This window comes from Streptomyces sp. WM6378, from assembly GCF_001279695.1.
In the GTDB taxonomy this organism is placed as follows: Bacteria; Actinomycetota; Actinomycetes; order Streptomycetales; family Streptomycetaceae; genus Streptomyces.
Genome location: NZ_LGDD01000176.1, coordinates 1 through 473 on the forward strand (window position 1 = coordinate 1; position 473 = coordinate 473).

Genomic DNA, 473 nt, shown 5'->3' on the forward strand with positions numbered 1-473 from the left:
GAGCTGCTGGCGGAGTCCCGGGAGTGGCCCAGGGCCGACCGGCCGTGGCGGGCGGGGGTGTCGTCGTTCGGCATCAGCGGCACCAATGCCCACGTCATCATCGAACAGGCGGAGCAGGCCAAAGAGCCCGCGACGGAACCGCAGTGGGCGCCGACCGTCGTGCCGTGGTTGCTGTCCGCCAAGTCCGAACAGGCCCTGGCGGCCCAGATCGAGCGGATCTCGGCGCACGGCGGCGCGCTGTCACCGGTGGACGTCGGCCGTTCGCTCGCCGCGGGCCGGTCGCTCTTCGAGCACCGCGCGGTGCTCCTGGCGCAGGGCCCCGACAGCGAACTGTCCGAGGCGGCCCGGGGCCGTGCGGAGGCGGACCGCTCCCTCGCGGTGTTGTTCTCGGGGCAGGGGGCGCAGCGGGTGGGGATGGGTCGGGAGTTGTACGGCCGGTTCCCGGTGTTTGCGGGGGCGTTGGATGCGGTGTT

The 473-nt window shown here is 73.4% G+C and carries 1 protein-coding gene; it reads left to right on the plus strand.

Going from position 1 to position 473, the window contains the following annotated elements; all coding sequences use genetic code 11:
• On the plus strand, positions 1-473 hold a 473-nt coding region (locus tag ADK54_RS15735), incomplete at both ends, for a ketoacyl-synthetase C-terminal extension domain-containing protein (protein ID WP_324610157.1).